General features: G+C 63.6%; 22 protein-coding genes. 6 read left to right on the top strand and 16 right to left on the bottom strand.

Features of this window, described 5'->3' with window-relative positions:
- Positions 1-298: 298 nt before the first annotated feature.
- The gene (locus NKK52_RS26475; protein ID WP_245275310.1) at positions 299-772 is read left to right on the top strand and encodes a hypothetical protein; all 474 of its coding nucleotides are present in this window, start codon (positions 299-301) and stop codon (positions 770-772) included.
- Positions 773-1,127: 355 nt separating this feature from the next.
- Here the strand turns inward: NKK52_RS26475 and NKK52_RS26470 are convergent, their stop codons facing one another.
- Entirely contained in the window at positions 1,128-1,382 is a 255-nt protein-coding gene (locus NKK52_RS26470; protein ID WP_352630197.1) for a hypothetical protein, read from the bottom strand.
- Between the two features lie 146 nt (positions 1,383-1,528).
- On the bottom strand, positions 1,529-2,632 hold the full coding sequence (locus NKK52_RS26465; protein ID WP_031197777.1) for a LacI family DNA-binding transcriptional regulator: 1,104 nt from the start codon (positions 2,630-2,632) through the stop codon (positions 1,529-1,531).
- A gap of 579 nt (positions 2,633-3,211) precedes the next feature.
- Here NKK52_RS26465 and NKK52_RS26460 point away from each other — a divergent pair.
- From NKK52_RS26460 to NKK52_RS26450, 3 genes are all read left to right on the top strand, one after another.
- A complete protein-coding gene (locus NKK52_RS26460) occupies positions 3,212-4,174 on the top strand; it encodes a sugar-binding protein (RefSeq protein ID WP_023684049.1) in 963 nt (320 codons plus the stop codon).
- 122 nt (positions 4,175-4,296) lie between these two features.
- Entirely contained in the window at positions 4,297-5,835 is a 1,539-nt protein-coding gene (locus NKK52_RS26455; protein WP_023672351.1) for a sugar ABC transporter ATP-binding protein, read from the top strand.
- Positions 5,836-5,879: 44 nt separating this feature from the next.
- On the top strand, positions 5,880-6,866 hold the full coding sequence (locus tag NKK52_RS26450) for an ABC transporter permease (RefSeq protein WP_023684050.1): 987 nt from the start codon (positions 5,880-5,882) through the stop codon (positions 6,864-6,866).
- Positions 6,867-6,868: 2 nt separating this feature from the next.
- On the opposite strand, the gene phnN is transcribed toward NKK52_RS26450, so the two are convergent.
- The 10 genes from phnN to NKK52_RS26400 form a co-directional block, all read right to left on the bottom strand.
- The gene (gene phnN, locus NKK52_RS26445) at positions 6,869-7,498 is read right to left on the bottom strand and encodes a phosphonate metabolism protein/1,5-bisphosphokinase (PRPP-forming) PhnN (RefSeq protein ID WP_023684051.1); all 630 of its coding nucleotides are present in this window, start codon (positions 7,496-7,498) and stop codon (positions 6,869-6,871) included.
- Positions 7,495-8,649 (bottom strand): alpha-D-ribose 1-methylphosphonate 5-triphosphate diphosphatase, encoded by a 1,155-nt coding sequence (locus NKK52_RS26440; protein ID WP_023684052.1) that lies wholly within the window; start codon positions 8,647-8,649, stop codon positions 7,495-7,497. Before NKK52_RS26440 ends, phnN begins: the two co-directional genes overlap by 4 nt.
- A gap of 35 nt (positions 8,650-8,684) precedes the next feature.
- Positions 8,685-9,392 (bottom strand): DUF1045 domain-containing protein, encoded by a 708-nt coding sequence (locus tag NKK52_RS26435; RefSeq protein ID WP_023684053.1) that lies wholly within the window; start codon positions 9,390-9,392, stop codon positions 8,685-8,687.
- Between the two features lie 154 nt (positions 9,393-9,546).
- Positions 9,547-10,359 (bottom strand): 5-deoxy-glucuronate isomerase, encoded by an 813-nt coding sequence (gene iolB / locus NKK52_RS26430; RefSeq protein ID WP_023684054.1) that lies wholly within the window; start codon positions 10,357-10,359, stop codon positions 9,547-9,549.
- Between the two features lie 181 nt (positions 10,360-10,540).
- Positions 10,541-10,789 carry a hypothetical protein gene (locus NKK52_RS26425; protein WP_023672345.1) on the bottom strand — a complete coding sequence of 83 codons (249 nt, stop codon included), beginning with the start codon at positions 10,787-10,789 and terminating at the stop codon, positions 10,541-10,543.
- A gap of 9 nt (positions 10,790-10,798) precedes the next feature.
- Complete coding sequence (gene iolE / locus NKK52_RS26420; protein ID WP_023684055.1) at positions 10,799-11,716, bottom strand: myo-inosose-2 dehydratase; 918 nt, start codon at positions 11,714-11,716, stop codon at positions 10,799-10,801.
- 146 nt (positions 11,717-11,862) lie between these two features.
- On the bottom strand, positions 11,863-13,713 hold the full coding sequence (gene iolD / locus NKK52_RS26415) for a 3D-(3,5/4)-trihydroxycyclohexane-1,2-dione acylhydrolase (decyclizing) (RefSeq protein WP_286461241.1): 1,851 nt from the start codon (positions 13,711-13,713) through the stop codon (positions 11,863-11,865).
- A gap of 33 nt (positions 13,714-13,746) precedes the next feature.
- On the bottom strand, positions 13,747-15,681 hold the full coding sequence (locus NKK52_RS26410) for a bifunctional 5-dehydro-2-deoxygluconokinase/5-dehydro-2-deoxyphosphogluconate aldolase (protein ID WP_023684056.1): 1,935 nt from the start codon (positions 15,679-15,681) through the stop codon (positions 13,747-13,749).
- A gap of 249 nt (positions 15,682-15,930) precedes the next feature.
- Positions 15,931-16,485 carry a hypothetical protein gene (locus NKK52_RS26405; protein WP_156939276.1) on the bottom strand — a complete coding sequence of 185 codons (555 nt, stop codon included), beginning with the start codon at positions 16,483-16,485 and terminating at the stop codon, positions 15,931-15,933.
- Positions 16,486-16,503: 18 nt separating this feature from the next.
- The gene (locus tag NKK52_RS26400; protein WP_023714510.1) at positions 16,504-17,349 is read right to left on the bottom strand and encodes a MurR/RpiR family transcriptional regulator; all 846 of its coding nucleotides are present in this window, start codon (positions 17,347-17,349) and stop codon (positions 16,504-16,506) included.
- Positions 17,350-17,562: 213 nt separating this feature from the next.
- Between NKK52_RS26400 and NKK52_RS26395 the strand changes: the two genes are divergently transcribed.
- Complete coding sequence (locus NKK52_RS26395) at positions 17,563-18,672, top strand: Gfo/Idh/MocA family protein (RefSeq protein WP_023684058.1); 1,110 nt, start codon at positions 17,563-17,565, stop codon at positions 18,670-18,672.
- 12 nt (positions 18,673-18,684) lie between these two features.
- Here NKK52_RS26395 and NKK52_RS26390 read toward each other — a convergent pair whose 3' ends face one another.
- The gene (locus NKK52_RS26390) at positions 18,685-19,383 is read right to left on the bottom strand and encodes a helix-turn-helix transcriptional regulator (RefSeq protein ID WP_023684059.1); all 699 of its coding nucleotides are present in this window, start codon (positions 19,381-19,383) and stop codon (positions 18,685-18,687) included.
- 127 nt (positions 19,384-19,510) lie between these two features.
- On the opposite strand from NKK52_RS26390, the gene NKK52_RS26385 reads away from it, so the two are divergent.
- Positions 19,511-20,146: a LysE family translocator gene (locus tag NKK52_RS26385; protein ID WP_023672340.1), complete on the top strand. Its 636-nt coding sequence runs from the start codon at positions 19,511-19,513 to the stop codon at positions 20,144-20,146.
- Positions 20,147-20,261: 115 nt separating this feature from the next.
- Here the strand turns inward: NKK52_RS26385 and NKK52_RS26380 are convergent, their stop codons facing one another.
- The 3 genes from NKK52_RS26380 to NKK52_RS26370 all read right to left on the bottom strand — a co-directional run bounded on the left by NKK52_RS26380 (position 20,262) and on the right by NKK52_RS26370 (position 22,453).
- Positions 20,262-20,777 (bottom strand): SRPBCC domain-containing protein, encoded by a 516-nt coding sequence (locus tag NKK52_RS26380; RefSeq protein ID WP_023684060.1) that lies wholly within the window; start codon positions 20,775-20,777, stop codon positions 20,262-20,264.
- Positions 20,755-21,114, bottom strand: coding sequence for an ArsR/SmtB family transcription factor (locus NKK52_RS26375; protein WP_023684061.1), 360 nt, complete (start codon positions 21,112-21,114; stop codon positions 20,755-20,757). The genes NKK52_RS26380 and NKK52_RS26375 overlap by 23 nt, the downstream gene beginning before the upstream one ends.
- Before the next feature lie 247 nt (positions 21,115-21,361).
- Entirely contained in the window at positions 21,362-22,453 is a 1,092-nt protein-coding gene (locus NKK52_RS26370; protein ID WP_023684062.1) for a 3-deoxy-7-phosphoheptulonate synthase, read from the bottom strand.
- Positions 22,454-22,624 lie beyond the last annotated feature (171 nt).

Raw genomic sequence — 22,624 nt, 5'->3', positions numbered from 1 at the left:
ACCGCAAATCCTCGATTTTTTCGGCCAATTCCAAAATATATATTTCGATCTCCGCAAGCAGCCATAACAACGATTTCCAATACTACCTATTCTCGCAGAAACTAAAAACGCTACGCTCGCGTAATCATATTGGTAACGGATGCTGTTCAACCTGCGTCCAGGCAACCAACACGGGGAGCGGGTTATGGGTTTCTTTAAAAGTTTAACAAAGGTCTTGGCCGGCGGCGCTGTTGCCTTGGCTTTGTGCTTTCCGGCTGGCGCGGGCGGGCTCAGTGTGGGCATCGGCGGCAGCGGTGGGGTGGGTGTTTCGGTCGGCGGCAGTGGCGGCGGGCTTGGCGTCGGTGTCTCGGTCGGCGGGAGCAAGGGCGTCAATGCCGGAGCGACGGTCGGAGGCACCAGCGGCACCACCGCCAGTGTCGGCGCCTCGGTTGGCAGCGGCGTTACCGCCGGCGCCGGCGTATCGGTCGGCACGGGCGTCGGGGTCGGGGTCGGCGCAACCGTCGGCAGCGGTGTCGGGGTCGGCGCCGGTGTCGGGGTGGGCAATGGGGTGACGGCCGGGGTCGGGGTCGGCATTGGCGCACCGACCGCGCCCACCAGCCCTCGGGATCCCAACACGCCGGCGGTGCCGACGCGACCGGCGGTGGTTGCCATCAGCGCCATGTCGGCCGGCCAGATCGCCAAGATGAAAAAACGCTGCGCCAGCGTGCTCAGCGGCAAGGGCACCTACGACCGGGACCTGAAGGAGCTCTGCCGGATATTGGCGCGGCGCTGAGTACCGCAACATCGCATCTGCCGTGGGGCGTCAGTCTCTCAGCCAGCCACTGCCGCAAGGTGGCGGGCATTCTTAGGGGGTAGCTTTGCCAAGCGGTTCAGAGTTTCGCGGAAAGGCGGAACCGCTCAGGCTGTGCGCTTTCATCAGCGGCATTCCGCATGGCTTGGTCACCGAGCCGAAGGAAGCGCGCCGCCCGGTTGCGGCCTTAATCTGACCTCTGCCGTCCGTCCGGTCACCCGTTTGGACCGGCTCGAAGATTCGCCTCTGGCCTTTTGTATCACCCGCTCTAGCTGCTTTGTGTTAGGCTCGTCATGTTAGCCTTGTCTTGCTGATGGAGGTTTTGATGGATCGGCGATCATTCTTGACAGCATTGTTGGGCGTTGCGGGGGCCGCGGCGCTTGCTACCGCGGTTGGGCCTCTCGAGGCCGTGGCCGGGGTTCCCAATGTCGGTAACGGCATTCTCGATGAACTCGACAAGCAGGATGCCAATTCGTTTGATGACGACGAAGGCGCTGGCGATGTTGAGCAGATCTCGCATCGGCGATGGCACCATCGTCGCCACCACAGGCGGCATGTCTGGAGACGGCACTGCCGCACGTTCTGGCGGCATGGCCGGCTGCGCCGGCGCTGCTATCGCAGGCGCTCCTTTGTCGTCTTGCGGTTCTAACCGCGGCACGTTCCCGGATAGTCCCTGCCCTGAGGCGCAACCACCAAACAGACCCATCCCGATTTGCATCGGGATGGGTTGTTTCAGCTTTATCCAGCCACAGCTGCCACCGACTCCCGCTCGACCAGCGGGCATTCCAGCTTGGTGATGGGATAGCGGCCGCGGCCGGCAGGCGGCGGCACTTCGAGCTGTTCGATCGCCCATTGGCCCATCGCCATGTGCGGCAGGATCGATGTCGTCAGCGGCGGGAACAGGTGACGGGCGATCTCCTCGTCGTCATAGCCGATGACGGAGATGTCCTGCGGGATGTGCAGGCCCGCCTCCTTCAGCGCTTCGTAACAGCCGATGGCCGTGCGGTCGTTCTGGCAGAAGATAGCGGTCGGACGCTCTTTCAGCGCCAAAAGCTTCACGGTCGCCGCGTAGCCGGCGCTCGCCGACCAGTCGCCCTCGACCACCAGTTCGGGATCGAACGGGATGTCGGCGGTGGCGAGCGCCCTGCGGTAGCCTTTGAGCCGGTCCTGCGCGGCCTGCATCCACGGCTCGCCGGTGATGGTGGCGATGCGGCGGTGGCCGTGGCCGATCAGATGCCGGGTCGAGTTCTGGCCGCCGGCGATCTCGGACGGCACCACGGCCGGGAAGGCATAATCGGCCGTGTAGCAGTTGAGCAGGATGACCGGGATGTCGAGGCCGTAGAGGAAGTCCGGTGCCGTGATCTCGCGGGTGAAGATGGTCATGTAGACCAGCGCCGAGATGCCGCGCCTGGTGAGCGCCGCAATGGCGCGCGGCTCCATGACGGAGTCGCCCATCGTCTGCGCCACGAGCAACACATTGCCGGCGTTCCACGATGCCTGGCGCGCGCCCTCGATGGCGACAACGGCTTCCGGGCTTGTCGCCAACTGGTCGACAGCGAAACCGATGACACCGTCAAGTCCATCGAAGGCGGCAACAGGTTTGCGCAGCGCCGAGAAGGCGGGTGCTGCGTAGCCGAGCGCACGCGCGGCGTCGATCACCCGCTCGCGCGTCTGCTGCGACAGCCGGATGCCGGGCGAATCGTTGAGCACGAAAGAGACGGTCGCCTGCGAGCAACCGGCTGCCTTGGCGATGTCGGTCATGGTGACGCGGCCGCCCTTGGCGGCTCTCGCCGGCGCCTTGCGCCGCTTCGCCGTGTCGTCCGGATCCCTCGTCTCGCTCATGGCATTGCGTCCCAATCCCCAGCCTGTCTAGTCGCAAGCCTGCCACACCGACAAGATGGTGTCGCGCCGTCGACCAATGGAAATAGTCGAAGGCGTTTATCTTTATTAGCAGCTTTGAAGTTCCCCGCCATGCCGCTTCGGGCCGCGTGAAATTCGAGGACTGCAAGGCATCTGCTTGCGCGAAGCCGTGCTGCACCTGTTCGGGCAAACTAGACCTAGGGCCGCCGCCGAGTGTCCGCGCGAGACCTCTGCTAATAGTGTTTACTAATACAAAACGACGCTGTAACGTCAATCCGCCGTGTCCGGTCAGGTGGGCCCGTGCGGCGAGAAGTGCACGTGAATGGCCCGATGGCGAGCGGGGTTTGCCTCCGCAAGCCTGGTCTCGGACATGTGATATGTCAGACAAATCAGACTATTTACGAGCACGGGATGAGTCTCTAAAGTCCGTGATCGCGACCGACGACGCCATTCTTCAGCGCCGGGAACCCCTGAGGAGGAGGGCGTCCAAATCGCGAGCGGCAAGTCAGTGAATGCAAGATCGGTTCAGTCCGACGACTGAGCCAAAACGGGAGGTTGAACATGAAATCCTTGATACGACATGCATCCGTGGCCACCGCAGCCCTGCTGCTTGGCCTGACCGCGACAGCCATTGCGCGCGCCGACGACAAGCCGACGCTGGCCTTCGTCGTCAACGGCGCTTCCGATTTCTGGAAGGCCGCCGAAGCCGGCGTCAAGAAGGCGCAGGCCGAATTGCCCGACTACAATCTCGAACTCAAATATCCCGAGCAGTCCTCGGTCGCCATCCAGCAGCGGCTGATGGACGATCTGGTGACCGCCGGCGTCAAGGGCATCATGGTCTCGGCCGTCGACCCCAAGACCTCGACCGACGGTCTGAACAAGATCGCGTCGGAAACGGCGCTGTTCACCACCGACTCCGATGCCCCGCAGACCAAGCGCGTTGCCTATATCGGCTCGTCCAATGTCGACGCCGGCAAGCAGGCGGCCGAGATCGCCAAGAAAGCGATGCCGGACGGCGGCAAGTGCCTCGGCTTCGTCGGCCTGCTCGGCGCCGACAATGCCAAGGAACGCATCCAGGGCATGAAGGACGGCCTCGCCGGCAGCAAGATCGAACTGGTGGACGTGCGCGGCGACGACATCGACCAGGCGCGCGCCAAGAAGAATGTCGAGGACGCGCTGGTCGCCAGCCCCGACATTACCTGCATGGTCGGCTTCTATTCCTACAACACGCCGCGCATCTATGAAGCGCTGCGCGACGCCGGGAAGCTCGGCTCGATCACCGTCGTCGGCTTCGATGACGATCCGATCACGCTGGGCGGCGTCAAGGAAGGCACCGTGGCGGCGACCGTCGTGCAGCAGCCCTTCGAATGGGCCTATCAGGGCATGAAGCTGATGGCCGCCTATCTCAAGGGCGACAAATCAGGCATTCCGGAAGGCGGCCTGATCATCATCCCGACCAAGATCATCGGTAAGGACGATGTCGACGCCTATGCCGCCAATCTGAAGGCGATGTCCGGAAACTGAGACCACGAGCAGTTGCGCCGGCTCAGGGTTCGCCTTGAGCCGGCGATCGTGTTGACGGGTCTGCCAAGGCCCGTCAGTCTGTAGCCCACCGGCTGCTGGCAAGCCTGATCAAATATGGCGTGATGAATTATTCCGACCCATCTATCGTCGCAACCACCCCGTTCCTCGGCCTCGAGAACGTGCGCAAGACCTATCCGGGCGTGGTGGCGCTGGACGGCTTTTCCATGGAGGTCAGGCCGGGCGAGGTGATCGGCCTGGTCGGCGAAAACGGCGCCGGCAAATCGACCTTGATGAAGATCCTCGGCGGCGTCACCAGGCCAGACAGCGGCGCCATCACCGTCGACGGCGTTGCGCATGACGGGCTTACCGTCGAAGGCAGCCTGGGGTCGGGCATCGCCTTCGTCCACCAGGAACTCAATCTCTTCGAAAACCTCGATGTTGCCGCCAATATCTTCTTCGGCCGAGAGCCGTTGCGCGGCGGGCCGCTGAGATTGGTCGACCGCGCCAAGCTGCGCGAAATGGTGGCGCCACTGCTGAAGCGCGTCGGCGCCAATTTCTCCGCCGATACGCCGGTTGCCTCGCTGTCGCTGGCGCAGCAGCAGATGGTCGAGATCGCCAAGGCACTGTCGATCAAGGCGCGGCTGGTGATCCTCGACGAGCCGACGTCGAGCCTGCCGCTCGCCGAAACCGACAAGCTGCTCGACGTCATCAAGGCGCTGAAGGCCGATGGCATCAGCGTCATCTTCATTTCGCACCGGCTGCATGAGGTCGAGCGCGTCGCCGACCGCGTCGTGGTGCTGCGCGACGGCATGCTGGCTGGCACCTTGCCGAAGAGCGCCATCAACCACGACCAGATGGTCAAGCTGATGATCGGCCGCATGCTGAAGGAGCGCGAGAAGGCCTCCGAGGCGGCTCGGGCGCCGGGCGCCACTGCGCTCTCGGCCAAAGCCATCCGCACCCCCGCCTACCCTGCCCGGCCGGTCGACCTCGACATCAGGCGCGGTGAAATCCTCGGCCTCGCCGGCCTTGTCGGCTCCGGCCGCACCGAACTGGCGCGGGTGTTCTTCGGCATCGACAGCACGCTTGGCGGTGGGCTCGAACTCGACGGCAAGCCGCTTGTGCTGGGTTCGGCGGCCGATGCGGTCGCGCATGGCATTTTTCTGGTTCCGGAAGACCGCAAGCTGACCGGCATTTTGCTTGACCTGTCGATCGCGCAGAACATCTCGCTGCCCAACCTGCCGGCGCATGCGAAGCGTCGACTGGTGTCGGCAAGCGCCGAGACCGCCACCGCCGAGAAGCAGAAGAGCAATCTCGGCATCAAGGCGCCGTCGGTGCAGACGCGAACCGGCACGCTGTCGGGCGGCAACCAGCAGAAGGTGGTGCTGGGCAAATGGCTGGCGATGAACCCGAAGGTGATGATCCTCGATGAGCCTACGCGCGGCATCGATATCGGCGCCAAGGCCGAGATTTACGGGCTGATGCGAGCCTTGGCCGATGCCGGCGTCGCCGTGCTGATGATCTCCAGCGACATGGAAGAGGTGATCGGCGTGTCCGACCGCATCGCCGTCATGCATGAGGGCCAGATCTCGGGCATTCTCGACAAGGAACAATTCAGCCAGGAAAACGTGCTGTTGCTGGCGGTCGGCAAGCCGGCAAACTAGCGGGCTTCAGGCGATTGCCGGTCCGGCGCATTGGGGAGAAGACGATGAGCAAAAAAGATCTCGGCCTGCTGATCCTGATCCTGGTGGTCGGCGCCGTGGTGACCGCCATCAACCCGCGCTTCCTTTTACCGATCAACCTCGCCAACACCTCGAACCTGATCGGCCTGTTTGGGATCCTCGCCATCGGCCAGGCCTTCGTCATCATCACCGGCGGCATCGAATTGTCGGTGGGATCGCTGGTGGCGCTGCTCGGCACGCTGTTCATCGATTTCATCGCCGTGCGCGACATGCCATGGCCGGTGGCGCTGCCGCTGATCCTGGTGCTGGGCGGCATCATCGGGCTGGCGCATGGCTGGCTGATCACAAGGCTGAAATTGCAGCCCTTCGTGGTGACGCTGTGCGGCCTTTTGATCTATCGCGGGGTCGCCCGTTTCTATACCGCCGACGGCACCGCCGGCTTCGCCTTCGGCCAGAATTTTCCCGAGCTCGAATTCCTCACTGCGGGCCGCAGCTATGGCGTGCCCAACAGTTTCATCGCACTGATCGTCATTTCGATCGTCATGTGGGTGGTGCTGCACCGCTCGGTGTTCGGACGCTACCTCTATGCCATCGGCAAGAACGAAGAGGCGGCTAAATATTCGGGCATCCGCACCGGCCGCGTCGTGATGGCCGCCTATGTCATCTGCGGCGTTCTGACGGCGCTGTCGGCGATCTATTTCGCGATGTACACGCGCTCGATCTCGCCGGCCAGCCACGGCCAGTTCTACGAACTCTACGCCATTGCCGCCGCCGTGCTCGGCGGCTTCTCGCTGCGCGGCGGCGAAGGCTCGCTGGTTGGCGTCATCCTGGGCACCGTGCTGCTGCAAGAGTTGCAGAACCTGGTCAATCTGCTCGGCATCCCGTCCTCGCTCAACTTCGCGGTGATGGGCGGCGTGATCCTGATCGGCGTGCTGGTCGACCAGCAATGGGGCGTGTTCCGCGCAAGGCGGCTGATGCTCGATGCCAGCCGGAAGACTGTCGCGGCGGAGTAGCGCTACATCACGCCGGATATATCCGAGAAGGCCATCGCCTTGCGCAGCACCTCGGCGAAGCGTTCTCCGGCGGCTTCGCGCCGGCCGCCATTGTCGATCGAGGTGACGCCGGAGCCGGACAAAGCGATATTGGCGCTGCGGGCGAGCCGAGCCAGCACTTCGCCGCGCGATTCGCGGCCGCGCTGGGCGAGACGCTCGGCGAGGATTTCCGGCGAGGCGGTGATCTCGACGACAGCCAGATTGGCATAGCGCTCCCGCAGCACCGGGATGACTGCGCGCGAGACATTGGCGACCGCGACATGGCCATTGGCGATGGACCAGTCGACATCGGCCGGAATGCCGTAGCGCAGCCCGTGCGCCTCCCAGGAAATGGCGAAGGCGCCGTCGGCCTCGGCTTCGACAAAGGCCGCGTCGGCCAGCGTGTCGTGATCCTCGCTTGCGGCGTCGCTCGGCCTGGTGATGACCCGGCGGACGAACTCCAGCCTCGTCTCGTCGGCAAACAAGGTGCGGGCATAACCGATTACCGTATCCTTGCCGGCGCCACTCGGGCCGACGACGGCGACGAAGACGCCGTTGCGGACCGGAAAGGCCTCGCTGCTGAGTTCGCGCTCGATCGACGCCGAGACCATCAGGCGACCCGCCGCCCTTGGCGCCAGACGGTGCGCACGACCGGCACATGATCGTCGAGGCGCACCCGCACGAGGTCGGCGCGGCGGCCCTGTTCGATGACGCCGCGGTCGTTTAGGCCGATCGCCTCGGCCGGATTCTTCGACACCATCGCAACCGCCTGCGGCAGGGAAATGCCCTCGACGACGTCGCCGAGGAAGAAGGCCGACTGGATCAGGCTGAAGGGAATGTAGTCGGACGACAATATGTCGAGCAGGCCGTCGCCGGCCAGCGTGCGGGCCGAGACGTTGCCCGAATGCGAGGAGCCGCGCATGACGTTGGGCGCGCCCATCAGCACGCCGAGCCCGGCATCCTTCGAGGCCTTGGCGGCTTCCAGCGTGGTCGGGAATTCCGCGACGCGCACGCCTTGTTCGATCGCCTCGTCGACATGGCCTGATGTGGCGTCGTCATGGCTCGCCAGCACGATGCCCCGCTCGTTGCAGGCGGCTGATATCGCCACCCGGTTCGGTCCCGAATTCTTCGCCGATTCCGACATCCGCTTTTCGCAGAACAATTGGAAGTCGCGATCGGTCAATTTCAGCTTGCGCTGATAGTAATGGGCGTAGGTCTCGAGATTGACGAACTGACGCTGTCCCGGCGCATGGTCCATCAGCGAGGCCAGCTTGACCCGCTCGTCGCCATCGAAATTGGCGAAAGCCCGCAAGCAATCCGGCGCCGAGACCTCGCAGCGCAGGTGCAGGAAATGGTCGGCCCGCAACCGGTCTTTCGCGACGCTGTCCTCGATCGCGCCGGCGAGCTTGCGGATGTCGTCGGAGGTAATATCCGCGTCCTCGTCCATGCCGACACGCAACGCGTCGAGGACGGTGGTGATGCCGGCGGTGGCCACCTGCGCGTCATGGGCAAGGACGGCGGCGATCGGGTTCCAGCGCACTTTCGGGCGCGGCGCATAGTGGCCTTCGAGATGGTCAGTGTGCAGATCGACCAGGCCGGGAATGATGTAGTCGCCGCCCATGTCCTCGCCGCCCATGCTCCCGCCGATTTGGCCGGTGCCGGCGTCGATGCCGGAGATAAAACCGTCGCGCAGCACGAGCGACCCTTCGACGATCTCGTCGGCAAGCACGATGCGGGCGTTGTGGAGAACGGTTTCGGCGGTCATTTCAGGCAGTCCTTGCTTACTCGGACGAATTGTGGTCAGGCAGTTTTTCGGGCAGCTCGGCGGCCGAGCGCATGATGCGAAAGCACCATGAACGGAGCGCCCGGTTCGGTCTCGACGAACAGCGTCAGCGCATCCACCAGCACCGGTTGCCGCAGCACCTGCGCAAAGAGGCTGTCGATCGCTGCGCGCAGACGTTGGCTTTCCTGCGGCCCGGCCCGGCCGGACAGCGTCATGTGGAAACGAAAGGTCTCAAACACATAGGGATAGCCCCACTGGCAGAGATTGCGGAACTCGGCTGGCTTCAGCGAATCCGGGCTGCGCCGCTCGATCTCGGCCTCGGTGAGCGGCGCGCGAAAACGGTCGAAGCTAAGCACGACATCGTCGGCGAAACGGTTGAGCGGCGGCAGCGGGCCTTCCGGCACCAAAGCGAAGAAACCATCGATCTGGCTGACGACCAGGCGCGGGATGGTGACCGTCGGCGTTGCTTCGGCAAAGGCGTCCAGCGCCGCGCGCAGCGAGCTTTCGGTTTCGTTGGCGGCCAACCGGAAGGGCGCTTTCAGCGTCGCATGGAAACCGTAGCGCCGCGCCGATGCGGTGTGAAAGGCGACTTCGGCCGCCGACAGCTCGCCCACCGCCTCGACCGGCCTGGTGGCGGCGCCAAAGGGGTCGCGGCCCAGCCAGTTGGCGGCGAGCCGCGCCAGCGGTTCGTCCTGCCTCGGGGTGAAATAGATGGCGTAGCGCATCGAAAAAAATCCTCGTCAGCCCGCTGCCATAGGTGATTTCCATGACGGATTGACGAAGCTTATGCGGGTTTTCGAAGGCAAATCGACCCCGTGGATCGTTAGCCGACGATTTTTCGCTGCTGGACCAACAGCTTCTGGCGCAAGCGAAGGCCGATCAGGCCTTCATGAGCCATTCGTGCTCGGGCGCGTTGTGGAACTTCCACGTCCGCTTCGGCCCGGCCATGACGTTAAGGTAATAGAGGTCGTAGCCGTGGCAGGCGGCGCAGGGGTGATAGCCCTTGGGCACCAGCACAACATCGCCGTCCTCGATCGCCATGGCTTCGTCCAGCTCGCGGGCGCCGGTCTTGTCGGCGTCGGTGTAGACGCGCTGGAAGGCAAAACCCTGCGGCGGGTTGAGGCGGTGGTAGTAGGTTTCCTCAAGATAGGATTCGGCCGGCAGGTTGTCCTGATCGTGCTTGTGCGGCGGGTAGCTCGATGTGTGGCCACCGGGCGTGATGACCTCGACCACCAGCAGCGAGTCGGCGGGCTTGCCCTCGGGCAATATGTTGGTGACGTAGCGCGTGTTGGTGCCTTTGCCCCGAGTCTCCTGGCCGAGGTCGTCGGGTGCGATGACGCGAACGGGCAAGCCGCCGCCCAGGCCCGGCGCCGAGCAGACCGCGAGTTCGAGATCGGTGTCGGCGGTGACCGACCAGTCCGAACCCTCCGGAATATAGACCGACCACGGCTTGCCCTCGAAGGGCGACATGCGCTCGCCGAGCAGGCCGAGTTCCTGGCCGCCGGCCCTTGCCGTGCCCTTGCCGGTGACGAACACCAGGCAGACTTCGCGATCCTGCGTCTTGCCGGATGCGGTCTCGCCCGGCTTCAGGCGGTGCAGGTCGAAGCCGACATAGGTCCATCCGGCGCTGTTGGGCGTGACATAGGCGACGCGGCCATGGCCCTTGTCGGCTTTGACGAGCAGTTTCGACATGTTTTGTCTCTCCTATCGCAAGTCTTCGAGGTCGGCCTCTCAACTTCGTCATCCTAGAGCGAAGCTCCGTCGCGAAGACCCTAGGATGACGAAGCGAGGGACGTTCCGGCCAATCACCGACGTAGGCGATACGCCAGGTGTCGAGTGTCCGACCCGCAAGCCCTTCCGAGCCACGGCCGCTTCATTCCTTCGGTTCGGCGTCCGCCTTCGCTTCGCCGGTCTTCGGTCGATCAGGCGCAGCCTTGCTCTCCTCCACCGGCTTGTAAAGATAGAAGAACTGCCACACCGCGTAGGCGGCAAAGCCGAGCGCAATGATGCCCCAGAATGGGGTGCCGGAGGCGAATTCTATTCCGGCCCAGATCACGCAGACGGCGACGACGGCAACGCGCCGCCACAGCGGCCGGAAGAACGGGTGCTCGTAATCCTTCATCGGACCGGCTTACGCATTGGGAAAGCCTTGCGTCTCGACCGTGTAGCCGGCCGCCGTCATCACCCGCATCAGCTCCTTGTAACCCACGTGGGCCATCTTCAGCGGCGGGTTCTTTTTCGGGTCCTGCTCGGCCTCGACGACGAACCAGCCTTCATAGCCATGGTCGGCGAAGCGCTGCACGATGGCGCCGAAATCGAGCGAACCGTCGCCAGGCACCGTGAAGGCACCGAGCGCCACGGCGTCGAGAAAGGACTGCTTTGTGCGGTCGAGCCCGTCGATCACGCCCATGCGCACATCCTTCACATGGACATGGCTGATGCGCTTGTGGTGGTTGTCGATGGCGCGCAGCACGTCGCCACCGGCAAAGGCGAGATGCCCTGCATCGAGCAGCAACGGAATGCCTTCGCCGGAATGGCGCATGAAGGCATCGAGCTCCGGCTCGGTCTCGACCACCGCCGCCATGTGATGGTGATAGGACAGCGGCATGCCTTGCTCGGCGCACCATTCGCCGAATTCGGTGAGGCGCCTGGCATAGGCCCTCATCTCGTCGTTGGACAATTTCGGCTTCGTGGCGAGAGGCCTGGAGCGATCACCCTGGATCGAGCGGCCGACCTCGCCATAGACGATGCAAGGCGCATTCACCGCCTTGAACAGGTCGATCATCGGCTGGATGCGATCCCTGTTCTTGCCCATATCCTCATCGACCAGCGTGCCGGAGAACCAGCCGCCGCACAGCGTCACGTCGGCCTTTTTCAGGATCGGCAGCATGATTTCGGGGTCGTTTGGGAAACGCCGGCCCATTTCCATGCCGGTGAAGCCGGCAGAGCGCGACTGGCGCAGGCACTCTTCCAGCGAGACGTCGTCGCTGAGTTCGGCAAGATCATCGTTCCACCACGCAATGGGGGACATGCCCAGTTTGGCTTTCAAGTTTTAGCTCCGGTTTCTTGTTCACCCTCCCGTTGTGGGGAGGGTCGCTGCGAAGCAGCGGGGTGGGGTGCGGCGCCAGACCCCCACCCGGACCTTCGGTCCGACCTCCCCACAAGGGGGAGGTAGGGGGCAGCGCTGACTTAGCATCAATCGCCAATAGTCTGCATCTGCCGCTTTTCGTCATAGGCCTTGCGGGCTGCGTTGACCTGCGGCCGTGCGGAGACTTCCGGCACCGCGACATCCCACCAATGGCCGCCGGCATCGGTGGAAATCAGCGGGTCGGTGTCGATGACCAGCACGGTGGTGCGGTCGTTGGTTTTCGACTTTTGCAGCGCGGTCTCCAGGCCGGTGATCGACGGCACCTTCTCGGCAATAGCGCCCATGCTGGCCGCATGCGCGGCGAAGTCGATGTCGGGCAGGATCTCGTGGCGCGCGTCCTTCAGGAGGTTGTTGAAGTTGGCGCCGCCGGTGGCCATCTGCAGCCGGTTGATGCAGCCATAACCCCTGTTGTCGAGCACCACGATGGTCAGCTTCAGGCCAAGCATCACCGACGTGGCGATTTCGGAATTCATCATGAGGTAGGAGCCGTCGCCGACCATGACGACGATTTCCTGGTCGGGCTTGGCCATCTTGGCGCCGAGCCCGCCGGCAATCTCGTAGCCCATGGTCGAGAAACCATATTCGCCATGGTACGAGCCGGGCGCGCCTGCCTGCCAGAGCTTGTGCAACTCGCCCGGCAGGCCGCCCGACGCGTTCAGCAAGGTCACGCCGGACCCCAGCGCGCGCTGCACGGCGCCGATCACCTGCGCGTCCGACGGGAAGGCGGCGTTGGTCGACGCCGTCACCTTGGAGGCTTCGGCCTGCCAAGCCTTCTTGCCTTGGGTCGCATTGTCGGTCCATGTCGCCGGTGCTTTCCAGTTCCCCAGCGCAGCACCGAGTTCGGCGAGCCCTTCGGCCGCATCGGCGACCAGCGGCAGCGCGCGGTGCTTGCCGGCGTCGAAAGGCTGGACGTTGAGCCCGATAATGGTCTTGCCGGAATTCTTGAACAGCGCCCACGAGCCGGTGGTGAAATCCTGCAGGCGCGTGCCGATGGCGAGCACGACATCGGCTTCCTCGGCCAGCCGGTTGGCGGCCGAGGTGCCGGTAACGCCGACCGCCGCCATGTTGAGCGGATGCGTGTCGGGCAGCGAGGACTTGCCGCCCTGCGTCTCGCAGACCGGAATGCCGGCGCTCTCGGCGAATTTCGCCAGTTCATCCGAAGCCTGCGAATACAGCACGCCGCCGCCGGCGATGATCAGCGGTTTTTTCGCACCCTTCAGCGCGGTGACCGCCGCCGCCAATTCATGCCGGTCCGGACGCGGCCGGCGCTGGTGCCAGACGCGCTCGGCGAAAAAGCTCTCGGGATAGTCATAGGCCTCGGCCTGCACGTCCTGGCAGAGCGACAGCGTCACCGGGCCGCATTCCGCCGGATCGGTCAGCACCTGCATGGTCCGCGCCAATGCCGGGATGATCTGCTCGGGACGGGTGATGCGGTCGAAATAGCGCGACACCGGACGGAAGCAGTCATTGACCGTCGCGGTGCCGTCGGAAAAGTCCTCGGCCTGCTGCAGCACCGGATCGGGGATGCGGTTGGCGAAAACATCGCCCGGCAAAAACAGGACGGGCAACCTGTTTACGTGGGCGAGCGCCGCCGCCGTCACCATGTTGAGCGCACCGGGGCCGATCGAAGAGGTCGCGGCCATGAAGCGGCGGCGGAAATTGGCCTTGCCATAGGCGATCGCCGCATGCGCCATCGCCTGCTCATTGTGGGCGCGGAAGGTCGGCAATTCGTCGCGCAGCTGGTACAGCGCCTCGCCGATGCCGGCGACATTGCCGTGACCGAAGATCGCCCACACACCGCCGAAGATGGGCACTCTTCTGCCGTCGATCTCGGTCATCTGCTTGCTCAGAAAGCGGGTCAGCGCCTGCGCCATCGTCAGGCGGATTGTCTTGCTCATGGTGTTTTCCTCCGCAGTCCTCTTGCCGCGCCTTTATGCTGCTTTACGGCCACGCGCGGCAAGCCACGCTTCGGTCAACTGTTCGAAGCGCGCGGCCATGTCGGCGATAGCCTCGTCATCCGTCATCTTGCCGGCCAGCCATTGTTCCGCGGCGTGGACGAAGATGGTGCGGCCGACGGCAAAGCCCTTGACGATCGGCGCCTTGGCGGTGGCGGCAAAGGCCGCTTCCAGTTCGTCCTGCGGCGCTTCGAGACCCAGCAGCACGACGCCGCGGCACCACGGATCATGCTTCAGGATCACCGCTTCGATCTTGGCCCAGGCGCCGGCCGACGCCTGCGGTTCGAGCTTCCACCAGTCCGGCTTGATGCCAAGCGCATAGAGTTCTTCCAGGGCGCGCGGGATCGTCGTGTCATCGAGCTTGCCGTGCTTGCCGGCGATGATCTCGACCAGAAGCTCCCGGCCGACCTTCCGCGCGGCTTCGAACAGCGAGCGCAGCTTCTGCTGCTGCTCTTCCTTGAGCGCTGCCGGATCGTCGGGGTTATAGAAGCACAGGCATTTGATGCAGTGGTCGACCGGCCATTCCACCAGTTGCGAGCCGATGTCCTGCGAGAACTCGAAGCGCAGCGGCCGCGAGCCCGGCAGTTCGACGGGACGGCCGAGCCAGGCAAAGGGGTGGCGGGCGAATTCGAACATCGCTTCGCGGCCATGCTTCTCGTCGATCAGCATGCCATAGCCGTCGCGGCCGGCGGCGACTTTCGCCGCAGCCTTGACCGCCAGCACCTTGAAATCGCGGATGCGCGCCGGATCGGCGCCGGTCTTTGCCGCGACGTCCTCAAGCTGCACACGGTGGTCGCAGGCGAGCGCCATCATCGAGGGGATATCGCGGCGGCGGGTCGTCGCCCAATGGATGTGGTTGATCGCCTCGTCCTTGCGCAGAGCGAGGTGCTTGCTGCCGTTCCTGAGGAAGAACTGCAATTCCTCGAAGGTCGGATATTCCGGCGCGCAGAGCAGCCGCGACACGGCGAAAGCGCCGCAGGCATTGGCCCAGGTCGCCGCCGTTGCCAGGTTTTCGCCACCGAGCCAGCCGCGCAGGAAACCGGACATGAAGGCATCACCCGCGCCGAGCACATTATAGATCTCGATCGGAAAGCCCTTGCCGACGATACCGTCTTCCAGATCGTCGCTGATCGGCCCGTCATAGACGATGCAGCCCATGGCGCCGCGCTTCAAGACGATGGTCGCCGAGGACAGAGCGCGGATGGTCTTCAACGCACTCAGGCAATCGTCGGCGCCCGAGGCGATCATGATCTCTTCCTCGGTGCCGACGATGAGATCACAATCGGGCAGCACCGTCTTCAGCTGGGCCGAGACGCGGTCGGATTTGACATAGCGCTCAAAACCTTCGGCATGGCCGGCGAGGCCCCAGAGGTTGGGGCGGTAGTCGATGTCGAACACCACCTTGCCGCCCCTGGCCTTGATGATGCGGATCGCCTTGCGCTGGGCGGCGTCGCTGTTGGGCCGGGAAAAATGCGTGCCGGTGACGACGATGGAACGGGCCGAGGCGATGAAGGCTTCATCGATGTCCTCTTCGGCGAGCGCCATGTCGGCGCAGTCGCTGCGATAAAAGATCATCGGCGAGACGCCTTCGCTCTCGACCGAAAGCAGCACCAGAGCCGTCAGCCGTTCCTTGTCGGTCTTGAGCCCATCGACATTGACGCCTTCGCGCCTGAGCTGCTCGCGGATGAAGCGGCCCATCTGCTCGTCGCCGACGCGGGTGAGCAGCGCCGAGCGCAGGCCTAGTCTCGCCGTGCCAACCGAGATGTTGGCCGGGCAGCCGCCGACCGATTTGGCGAAGGAGGTGATGTCCTCCAGCCGCGAGCCGATCTGCTGGCCGTAAAGGTCGACGGAAGCGCGACCGATGGTGATGACATCGAGCGTCGCCTGTTTGGCGTCCACGGCTTCGCTCATTGGAACCTCCCGTCGGTCTTGTTGTCTTGAGCAACGTAGTTGGGGGACACGCGCGAGCGGCAGCGTGGCGCCGGGAATATGAAATAATAATTCCAATTCATAGTCAATATGGAATGAGCATTCCTTCCTTTAAAAGTGCCGAAGAGCGATGGCTGCTGGAGACTTAGGATGGAGACCCGTTACCGCGCAACCAGATGTGGATCGACACGAGTTTGAGGGGGAAAGCCGCCAGCCGACAAAACGATTCGGTTATGAAAAAGCACGCCAGACCACACTCCCAAGGTCGGGAGAGTAGCGGGCGATGATAGCCTCCTGATCATTTTCCTGCGTCAGAGTTACCCGCTTCCCAGTAGCGTCACCTAGCAATCGCACAAAGCGGTCAAGGTGCTCAATCTCAGTTTCTCCGCTGACTTGCCTAGGATCGAAGTCGAACTCGATTTCGACAACGGTGAAGAAGTGACATGCAAGCTGGATTGGCCCGACGTAAAAAGAAAGTAGGCTGTCTGTTTCGCTTTCCAGGGCGGCTTCGACCCCCAATGGCATCGATTCGATCTTGCCGGAGACACTGAAATTGGCAGGCGGGGTCCATTCGAGGAGGATGTCCCAGACGGCCTGCCAATCTGCCTCAGACGTGTTCAGAACGTAGATATCTCGCCATGAGCCGTCCCAAGCGAAATCCGATGCGATCTGTTCCCAATTCATGCATGAACCATTCTCGATGAACTTCGGTTCTAGCATGGCATACGGGATGATCCCTTTCCACAGATCCCAAGTCCGCATTTTCCGGACGGAAAACCGCTTCACGCCTTTTTCTGGGATTGCCTAGACCTTGCGCTTCTTTCCGGTGCTGCGCCGCTTCTCGCCGACGCCGACGGTGAGCGCCATGGCCAGCGCCATGGTGGCCGACAGCGAGCGGAAGCCGGCGAAATCGGCCTCGGCGACCTCGAACCAGACCTTGGCGAACTGGGCGAGTGGCGAAAACGAACTGTCGGTGATGGCGACGATCGGCACGCCCTGTTCGGAAATGGTGCGGGCTTCCTCGATGGTGGCCGGTGCGTAGGGCGAGAAGCTGATGGCGATGACGGCGTCCGCCGGGGTGGCGAAGGCGACCATTTCGGCATTGAGGCCGGCGGCGGATTCGATCAGCTGGTTGCGGATCTTCAGTTTGCCCAGCGCATAGGCGATATAGCTTGCCACCGGGTAGGAGCGCCGCTTGGCCAGGACATAGATGGTCTCGGCCTTGGCCAGCAGCGAGATCGCGTCTTCCAGATGCGCCTCGTCGAGCGTTCGCGAAATATCGTTGAGCGAAGTGCTGGCGGCGGCGACGAAGCCGTCGAAGATGGCTCGGTGTCCAGCACCCGCATCGGCCTTGGCGCGCAGCGCCTGCAGGCGTTCGTCATAAGAGGAATTGCGCTCGCGCAGCCGCTCGCGAAACACCTGCTGCAGGCTGGTGAAGCCGTCGAAGCCTAGTTGCTGGGCAAAGCGGATCAAGGTGGACGGCTGCACGCCCGCCGAAGCGGCGATGCTGGCGGCGGTGCCGAAGGCGATGTCATCGGGATTGTCGAGCGCATAGGCGGCGATCTGGGCGATGCGCTTGGGCAAGGTTTCACGGCGATCGAGGATCGTGGCGCGCAGCGTCTCGAAGTCGCGAGGTACCCGTTCGTCCATCGTCGCCCCGTCCAAGCTCATCTAGAGCATGATGCCGAAAAGTGTGCAGCGGTTTTCGGACGACATCATGCTCTCTTTAACTCAAGTGACGTCCTCTCTGCCCCATCATAGCGAGCCTGCGCAAGAAGGCCATAAAAAATGAGGCAGACATTCCATTCGGAGAAGAAATGGACTAATTCATCCATCGATCGCTTCAGGTATTGGGAGAAAGAAATGGTTGGCGTTGGTCTTATCGGCACGGGTTTCATGGGCAAATGCCACGCCATTGCGTGGAGCGCCGTCGGCGCCGTCTTTCCCGATGTCGCCAAGCCGAAGCTGGTCCATCTCGGCGAGGTCAACGAGGAGCTGGCCAAGCGCAAGGCCGGTGAGTTCGGCTTCGCCAAGGCGTCGGGCGACTGGCGTGCCGTCGTCAACGACCCCGAGGTCGATATCGTCTCGCTGACCACGCCCAATCAGTTCCATCCGGAGATGGCCATCGCTATTCTCGAAGCCGGCAAGCATCTGTGGTGCGAGAAGCCGATGGCGCCGAGCTTTGCCGAAGCAGCGGCGATGGCGGCCGCGGCGAAGAAGTCCGGCAAGGTCGCAGCGCTTGGCTACAACTACATACAGAGCCCGGCCATCCGCCACATCGGCGCGCTGCTCGAGGAAAAGATCATCGGCGAGGTCAACCATCTGCGCATCGAGATGGACGAGGACTTCATGGCCGACCCCGAAGCGCTGTTCTTCTGGAAGCATGAGGCCGCATCCGGCTATGGCGCGCTCGACGATTTCGCCGTGCATCCGCTGTCGCTGGTCTCGACACTGTTCGGCCGCGTCACAAAAGTCATCTGCGACATGGCCAAGCCCTATGCCGACCGCAAGCTGGCCGGCGGCGGCCGCCGTGCGGTGGAGACCTACGACATCGCCAGCGTTTTGATGCATCTGGAAAACGGCATTGCCGGCACGCTGCTGGTCAACCGCTCGGCCTGGGGCCGCAAGGGCCGCATCGCCATACAGATTTTCGGCTCCAAAGGATCGATCCTGTTCGACCAGGAGCGGATGAACGAAATCCAGCTCTATGTCACCGCCGATCGCCCGACCGAACAGGGCTACCGCACCATATTGGTGGCGCCACATCACAAGCCCTACGACGCCTTCCTCCCGGCGCCCGGCCATGGCCTCGGTTTCAACGACCTCAAGATCATCGAGTGCCACGAACTGCTGACCCGCCTTGCCGGCAGGCCGGCACGGCTCATCGAATTTGCCGAAGGGCTGGAGATCGAGCGCACCGTGCACGCGATGGCGAGGTCGTTCGAGGAGAAGCGCTGGGTGGATGTGCGGTAAGATCCGCTCGCTTCAGCCGCCAGCGACAGCGTTCGCCTCCCAGCCATTGACCCAGACCTGCCGCAGGCGATCGCCTTCGCCCTTGAAGCGCAGGCCGGTCGGCTGGCAAGCCTCGATGCGGTCGCTGCGGAAATTGCGGATGGCCTGGCGCAGTTCACACCAAGCGACGATGTTGGCGGTTTCTGAATAGTAGATCAGCGCGATTGGACGGATCAGCCGCTCGGAGGCGCGGCCGATTTCGTCGCGATAGGACAGGTCGAGCTTTTCCTCGTCGCGGATGGCGCGGCGCACAAGCGCCAGATCGATGGTGCCGATTGCCGGTGCAGCGAACCCCCAGACATGCAGTGCGTTGGCGTCGAACGCCTGGCGTAGTGGCGGCGGCACGGCGCCGGCGATCTTGGCGCTGACGCGCTTGGCCGCCTGCTTGAGTTCGCTGTCTCCCGTGAGCTCCAGCAGGGCGAGCGACAGGACGATCGCCTCCATCTCCTCGATTGAGAACATCAGCGGTGGCAGGTCGAAGCCGGGCCGCAATATATAGCCGATGCCACGCCCGCCTTCGATCGGCACGCGCATCGCCTGCAGTGCGGCGATGTCGCGATAGATCGAACGCACCGTGACTTCCAGCTGCCCGGCGATCATCGCCGCCGTCACCGACTGCCGCGCCAGCCGCAGGATCTGGATGATCTCGAACAGGCGCGACGCCTTGCGCATTTCCTCTCCCTGATGAAACGCTACTGACACATCCCCGTCAGTTGGGGTGATTTATTGGACTGTCTATCAGCTTGAAAATCAACAAATTCCTTAACGGCACCCCAGCAGGAAGCGACAAGCAACTGACATGAGTTACGCGGAAAATCTCTGGCTGTTCTTTATCCTGCTGTCCGGCATCATCATCGTGCCCGGCATGGACATGCTGTTCGTGCTGGCCAATGCGCTCACCGGCGGCCGCGACCGGGGCCTCGCCGCCACGGGCGGCATCATGGTCGGCGGCATCGTGCACACGCTGAACGGCGCCATCGGCGTCGGCCTGCTGATGCATTTCGTACCAATCCTGTACAAGCCGCTGCTGATAGCCGGCGCCGCCTACATGGCCTTCATCGGCATCTCGCTGATGCGCAGTTCCATCACCGTCGGCCATGACGGGCCCGCCGGCAGCCGTACGGCCTGGAAGGCCTTTCGCCAGGGACTGGTGACCTGCCTGATCAACCCGAAGGCCTATCTCTTCATATTTGCCGTCTATCCGCAGTTCCTGAAGCCGGATTACGGCCCGATCTGGATGCAGGCGACGGTCATGGGCCTGCTGACGATGCTGACGCAGGCCGCCATCTATGGCGGGCTCGCCATCACCGCCGGCCGCAGCCGCAATCTGCTGGTGGCCAATCCGCGGGCGACCGCTTTTGCGGGCCGGGCGGCCGGACTGCTGCTGTTTGCGGTCTCGGTGTTTACGGCATGGGAAGGGTTGAGGGCAGCGTGATCCCGATCAAGCGATGACGCCGCGTTTCTTCGCCTCGGCGCGGCGCTTGCGGATCACTGTCCCGGTCTTTTCGTCGTCGAGGGCGGCAGCTACCCCGTCCGCGAGACCGATGACGTCATGACCGCCTCACGCCCTCGCCCAAGACGACGAGAAGCTCGTCCAATTGCTCGAACGTCTCGCCCATCGCATCCGCCGCCCCGGTACCGGCCGCGTCGAGAGCCTCCTTCGAGGGATAGAGTTCGTGCATGACCAGCAGCGTCTTGCCACTCTTTTCCTCGAAGGTCAGCGTGGTGACGGGTCCACCGTCACCACCTTCGTCATTGGTCCAGACGAGGCGTGAGTGGGGTGTCACTTCGATATACCTGCCGAAGAATTCGTGAAGGTCCGAGGCGTCGTGGCCGAACACCAGGCGGTACGTGCCTCCGGTACGAGCATCCATCTCGCAGGAACGCAGGAACATGCCCATCGACTTCGGCACCCACCACTGCTTGAACAGCTCGGGCTTGGTCCACGCCTCGAACACGATGCGCGCCGGACCGTTGACTGTTCGCGTGACGACCAGCTCGCGTTCGGACTTCCGTTCGACCGTGGTGCGGCTGTTCGTGGGCTCACTCTCGGTTCTTTGGCGCATCGGCTTTCTCCTTCCGTTTCAATTCCTCGACAACCTTGTCCAACTCGTTGAAGCGTGCGTCCCAGAGCAGGCGGTGCCGCTCGATCCAGGCCGCCTCTTCCTCCAGTCCGCGCAGGCCGAGCTTGCAGGTCCGCACGCGGCCAACCTTCTGCGTGGTGACGAGCCCCGCCTGCTCCAGGACGCCGACGTGCTTCTTCATGCCCGTGAGGGTCATGTGGAACTTTCCGGCAAGCTCGGTGATCGAAGCATCTGCGCGTCCGAGCTGCTCCAGAACGCCACGCCGGGTGGCGTCCGAGAGCGCGGCGAACGAGGCATCCAAGTCGGCATACTGAACCATGCGGTTCAGTATCTAGCAGACGGGTTGCCGGTGTGCAAGGGGAGCCGCAGTGCGCGCTGCGTTGCCGAACGCCGCAAATCGACTTCGTTTCGATGCAGATCGACTCGGCGATCCTCAGACCCTAAAGCCTTTGTTTGATGCATGTCGTTGTCCCCAGAACCGCGGCACACTTCTGGGCGACATGCATTTTGGGGCGGCGCAATCCTGGCTGGATTTCGAACCGCCGCCCTCCCCGCATCGCCTCGTATCAGGCGGCGCCCGGCCGGCTCTCCATCATGGCGCGGCGGGCTGAGCGGCGCCATTCTACGGCGCCGGCGAGGCCGTGCAGCACCGTCTCTGTGGTCGCCCAGTCGATGCAGCCATCTGTGATGCTCTGGCCATAGACGAGCGGCTTGCCTGATACCACGTCCTGCCGGCCGGCGACGAGATTGCTCTCGATCATGACGCCGATGATACGCTCGTCCCCTGCTGCCACATGGCCGGCGACATCGGCCGCCACCTTCGGCTGGTTCTCCGGCTTCTTGCTCGAGTTCGCGTGGCTGACATCGATCATCAGACGGGGGGCGACGCCGATGCGGGCAAGTTCGACCGAGGCCGCCTCGACGCTCGCCGCATCGTAATTCGGCTGAACGCCGCCGCGCAGGATGACGTGGCAGTCCTCATTGCCGGTAGTAGTCGCAATGCCGCTGCGTCCGCCCTTGGTCACCGCCATGAAATGATGCGGCTGGGCGGCGGATTTCACCGCCTCGGCGGCGATCCTGAGATTGCCGTCGGTGCCGTTCTTGAAGCCGACCGGGCAGGACAGGCCGGAAGCCAGTTCGCGGTGGATCTGGCTCTCGGTGGTGCGCGCGCCGATGGCGCCCCAGGCGACGAGGTCGGCAATGTATTGCGGCGTCGTCATGTCGAGAAATTCGGTGGCCGCCGGCAAGCCGAGATTGTTGACCGCCGACAGCACGTTGCGCGCCATCCGCAGCCCCTTGTCGATGTTGAAGCTGCCGTCGAGATCGGGATCGTTGATAAGGCCCTTCCAGCCGACAGTCGTGCGCGGCTTTTCGAAATAGACCCGCATGACGATCTCCAACCGGTCGGACAGGGTCTCGCGCAGCGCCGCCAGACGGCTGGCATAGTCAACGGCGGCGACCGGGTCGTGGATCGAACACGGGCCGACGATGACAAGCAGCCGGTCGTCGGTGCCGTTCAAGATGGCATGGGTGGCGTTGCGTGATGCGCTCACGGTGCGCGTTGCCGTCAGCGTGCGCGGGATCTCCCGCATCACCTCGTCCGGCGTACTCAATTCTCGGATTTCCTTGACCCGAAGATCGTCTGTGGTGGTCAACACGGCTTTCTGCTCCTGTTTTTAGGAGACCTGCCGGCTGATACAAAAAAGCCGCCAGGTCTGGCGGCTGTTCGGACTTGTTGCTGCAATCTTCAGATCGAGCGCAATCCTCCCGCCGCCAGCGAGCTGCTAAAGTACCAATACGAGGCGGTCAGGTTGATCATGAGGCTCATA

The sequence above is a fragment of the Mesorhizobium sp. C277A genome (assembly GCF_040324395.1).
GTDB lineage: Bacteria > Pseudomonadota > Alphaproteobacteria > Rhizobiales > Rhizobiaceae > Mesorhizobium.
This window is presented reverse-complemented; position numbering and strand designations above follow the sequence as displayed.